Origin of the sequence: Deinococcus aerophilus (genome assembly GCF_014647075.1) — a bacterium.
Lineage (GTDB): Bacteria > Deinococcota > Deinococci > Deinococcales > Deinococcaceae > Deinococcus > Deinococcus aerophilus.
In genome coordinates this window covers 1-4,183 of record NZ_BMOM01000065.1, presented here as the reverse complement: position 1 = coordinate 4,183, position 4,183 = coordinate 1, and the positions used below count along the sequence as shown (strand labels likewise).

Sequence of the window (4,183 nt, the reverse complement as noted above, 5' to 3'; positions counted from 1 at the left end):
CGCCCCTCCTCAAACCACCCTTGAGGTCGGCTGGCAACTCGTTTTCCGTCCAATCTCATAAAATCTGTCAGGCCGCCAGCTGCAGAGGGTCATAAATTGGGCACATTTTGCGTGCTCGACCAAAGGCCGCGTGAGTTCAGCGCTGAGCAGGCAGCCCTGCTCGAATCGTTCGCCGCGATGGCCATGGATGAACTCAATCTGCGCCGCGCGGTTCAGGACCTCAGCACGATGGCCCTCCACGACACATTGACGGGGCTTCCCAACCGTGCCCATTTCCGCCAGCTGATGGCCCAGGCCTGCCGCCGTGCGGACCATTCCGGTGAAAAAGTGGTGGTGGGTCTGATGGACCTCAACCGCTTCAAGCTCGTCAACGACACGCTCGGGCACGCGGCGGGCGACGACCTTCTACAGCAGGTCGCCCTGCGTCTGAAACACTCGGTGGCCACCAGCGACGTGGTGGCCCGCATGAGCGGTGACGAATTTACCTTGCTGCTGACCGATGTCCGTTCGGCAGACGACGCTGCGAATGTGATGGAACGGATTCAGCAAGCTTTCGAGGAGCCGTTCATGCTGCGCGGTCAGAACATTTTCGTGCGCTGCAGTATCGGACTGAGCAGTTATCCGGACCACACCCAGAAACCCGAACAGCTTCTGAATCAGGCGGACGCTGCCATGTACCGCATGAAACGCGCGGGCGGCGGGTATGCCTGGTATGACGAAGCCCAGGACCAGCGCTCCCCGGTGGACATTGATCAGCTGATCTTATGTAGCCCCCGTTCCTCAGACCTGAGTTGAAGCAGGGGTGGAAGACCGCAATGTTTAGGTCATCAGCCTGATGGCCTTATCTTCGTCCATACGTGATGTCGGGACAGTTCGAATCAGCACTACGGCTGCCCAATCATGCGAATGAAGACCTCTACGATCTCGGGATCGAAGTGCGTGCCTGAGCTGTTCTGGAGATGGGTGATGGTCTGCTCCCGCGTCCAGGCTTTTCGGTAGGGGCGGTCACTGGTCAGCGCGTCATAAACATCCACCACTGCGAATGCCCGGGCGGCCAGCGGAATGGCCTCTCCTGTCAGCCCAGCCGGATACCCACTGCCGTCCCACTTTTCATGGTGGTACTGCGGAATCTGAAGTGCGGGACGCAGGAATTCGATGGGTGAAAGCAGATTCACCGCATATTCCGGATGCTTTTTCATCAGGACCCACTCCTCGTCGGTGAGTTTCCCCGGCTTGAGCAGCACCGCGTCGGGAATCCCCATCTTCCCCATATCGTGCAGCAGTGCGCCCCGGCGGACATCAATCAGCTGTGCGGGCGTAAATCCCAGCATCTGACAGAGCTCGACGGTCATCTCGGTCACCCGGCGCGAGTGTCCTTCCGTTTCCTCGTCACGCAAGTCCAGTGCCCTGGCCCAGCCCTCGATGGTGGCGTCGTAGGCCAGACGCAGTTCCAGGTTGCTCTGTTCCAGCTTCTCGACCAGCCAGGCATTGTCTATGGCAATGGTCGTCTGGCTGGTCAGGGTTTCAAATGTGGCGAGCCACTCGGATGACAGCGGCCAGGACTCGTGACACAACACTTCGAGCACGCCCAGCACCTGCCCCTTGCTGATCAGCGGGACACCGTAGTACGCCGTCAGTCCCTCCTCCTGGAAGGTTGCCCGCCAGGCTGGCGGCATCTCTCCGGTGGCAAGGTCCGGCACACTGAGGGGTTTGCGCGTCCGGGCCACGCGTCCTGCCAGGCCCACGCCCAGTTTCAGGACCGACGCTTCCAGCTGGGCCGTATAAAAGCCCCGGGTCACCGTGTAGCGGAGTGTTTTGCGCTGTGGATCGAGCAGCAAGATGGTGGCCACGTCCATGTTCAACTGGTCCCTGACGTTGTCGAGAATGAGACCGAGGGTCACGTTGAGTTCTGCACTGACGGCAATGGACTGGTCAATAGCCCGCAGGCCACTGACCTGACGCAGTTGTTGCTGAAGGCTCTTGTTCAGAGTCTGAACCTCCTGTTCGGCCGTTCGCAGGGCCGTGATGTCCTGGGCGATCCTAGAGACGCCGATCACCTGACCGGCAGCGTTCAGGATGGGTGCGAGAGTGACCAGCACCAGAATTCTCTGTCCAGCTTTCGTGATGCGCCAGGCTTCAAACGGCTGGACCTGCTGGCCCTGTCTGACCCGAGCGAAGAACGCCTCTTCCTGCGCATGGAACTCCTCAGGCACCAGGAATGTGACTGGCTGGCCGATCGCTTCATCAGCCGTGTAGCCGTAGAGCGCCTGCGCCCCTGGATTCCAGAAGCGGATCATGCCGCCCAGCGACAGGCCGATAATGACATTGCGGCTGGCCTGAACAATGGCCGCCAGGAAGGCCCGGTCCTCCTCATCTATGCGGCGCTGGGTGATGTCGCGTCCGACGCCGTACACCATCCCGTTGGCAGGCAGCATCACCGCTGACCATTCCAGCCAGACCACGCTTCCGTCCTTGTGGCAGTACCGGTTCTGGTATGTCGTTGTGACGTGTCCATCACGGACGCGTTGTGCCTCCTTGGCGGTCGAGGCGCGGTCATCGGGATGAATGAAATCCACAATGGGGTGGCCGATCATCTCTTCAGGCTCATAGCCCAGAATCTGGCGTGAAGCGGCGCTGACCGTGCTGAAACGGTGGTCCGAATCAACCGAAACAATCAGGTCCAGGGACAGATCCAGGGTGTGCTGCAATTCCGCCGCGATGTGGCGGGCGCGGGCCTCGCTGGCCTGAAGTTGCTGCTGGGCCCGCTTTTCCTCGGTGATGTCCCGCACGAACCCAATCACGTAGGCCTCGTCCGCCAATTCGATGGGAATGATTGAGAGGACGCCGCGCATCTCGGTCCCCGTCTTGCTCAGGAACAGGACTTCGCGGCTGTGAACCGGCAGGTGCCCGTCTATCATGCTCCAGGCAACTTCACGGTCCATCTGATCGGCCCAGAGCCCCAGGTCCTGAGAGGATCGCCCGAGGACCTCCTCACGGGTGTAGCCGCTCTGACGCAGGAACTCGGTGTTCACGTCAATAAAGTGCTTGTCTTTCTGACGGGTGACAAAGATGGCGACGGGACTGGCCTGGAACACGGCAGAAAAGCTTTCCTGGCTGATCTGCTGTTCGCGCTGCGCTTGTCTGGCCTCGGTGACGTCGCGGGTGAACAGTGACATGCCATCGGGACCCGGGTACGCCGTGAGTTCAATCCAGCGCCCGAATGGAGCCATGTAGCTGACAGCACTCTGCGTGCTCCCGGTCGCTGCAGCATCTGCAACAGAGTGAGCAATGGCCAGCGACTTGAATTCGGGAAAAGAGGTGAGGAGATTTTGACCGATGAAATCCTCGGGACGGCGACCCGAGATTCGAGCCGCCGCCTCGTTGATGTACGTGAAGTTCCAGTCCGGATCGAAGGACATGAGGCCGTCGGTCACCCGGTTCAGGGTGATGGCCATCTGCTCGCGAGCCTTGGCCTCAGCCTGACGGGCTTCCTCACGTGCCGTAACATCGGTCTGGAAGCCCAGATAATGCGTCAGGAGCCCTGCGGCGTCATGGATGGGGCTCAGCGCGAGCTCGTTGTAAAACATGGAGCCGTCCTTGCGGTAGTTGCGCAGAACCGTAGTGATGGTGCGTCCATGGGCCATCGCTTCGCGGAGGTCCTGCCGGGCCTCCTGGTCACGGTCATCGCCTTGCAGAAAGCGGCAGTTGCGGCCGATGATTTCAGCAGCCCGGTAACCGCTGAGTTGTTCGAAGGCTGGATTGACGTACACCACAGGGTAATCTCCCTGCCGCGCGTCGGCGATGACCACACCAGTGACGCAAGCCTCGAGCGCATGGCTCATGAGGTAAGGCTCCAGGGCAGACGGTTGTTGGAATTTCATATTCCTCCTATCTGCGAGATCGATTTGGCCGCTCAGTCTATAAAACTGAAGGGTGATCTTTCAAGAAAAATGTGAACTGCATTTATAAAATTGTGGCTATAAAGTTTCTTTAGCTTGCTCGCAAATTGATGGCGAATTCAGCTTGATGGGTGCATTTTCGGTACGTGCTGCGCCAGCGTTAGTCTTTAGATACTGGTAGACCGTTTCCCGGCTAATCCTGAACTCAGGAGTTGCACCTGCATAACGACGCCAAAGCGCTCCCAGCCGAGAGAATCTGGGAGTGTCGAAGTCACAGATTCTGG

Annotated in this window: 2 protein-coding genes; one reads left to right on the top strand and one right to left on the bottom strand. The window is 59.5% G+C overall.

The genetic code is table 11. The features are described 5' to 3' along the window. Positions 1-111: 111 nt before the first annotated feature. Positions 112-795, top strand: coding sequence for a GGDEF domain-containing protein (locus IEY21_RS16540; RefSeq protein ID WP_188905441.1), 684 nt, complete (start codon positions 112-114; stop codon positions 793-795). An 89-nt stretch (positions 796-884) separates the two neighbouring features. On the opposite strand, the gene IEY21_RS16535 is transcribed toward IEY21_RS16540, so the two are convergent. Beyond that, complete coding sequence (locus IEY21_RS16535; RefSeq protein ID WP_188905440.1) at positions 885-3,881, bottom strand: PAS domain S-box protein; 2,997 nt, start codon at positions 3,879-3,881, stop codon at positions 885-887. Positions 3,882-4,183 lie beyond the last annotated feature (302 nt).

What these genes read in the sequence shown, in the direction of transcription:
- IEY21_RS16535 (WP_188905440.1), bottom strand. Translation starts at nt 3,881, where the DNA reads ATGAAATTCCAACAACCGTCTGCCCTGGAGCCTTACCTCATGAGCCAT.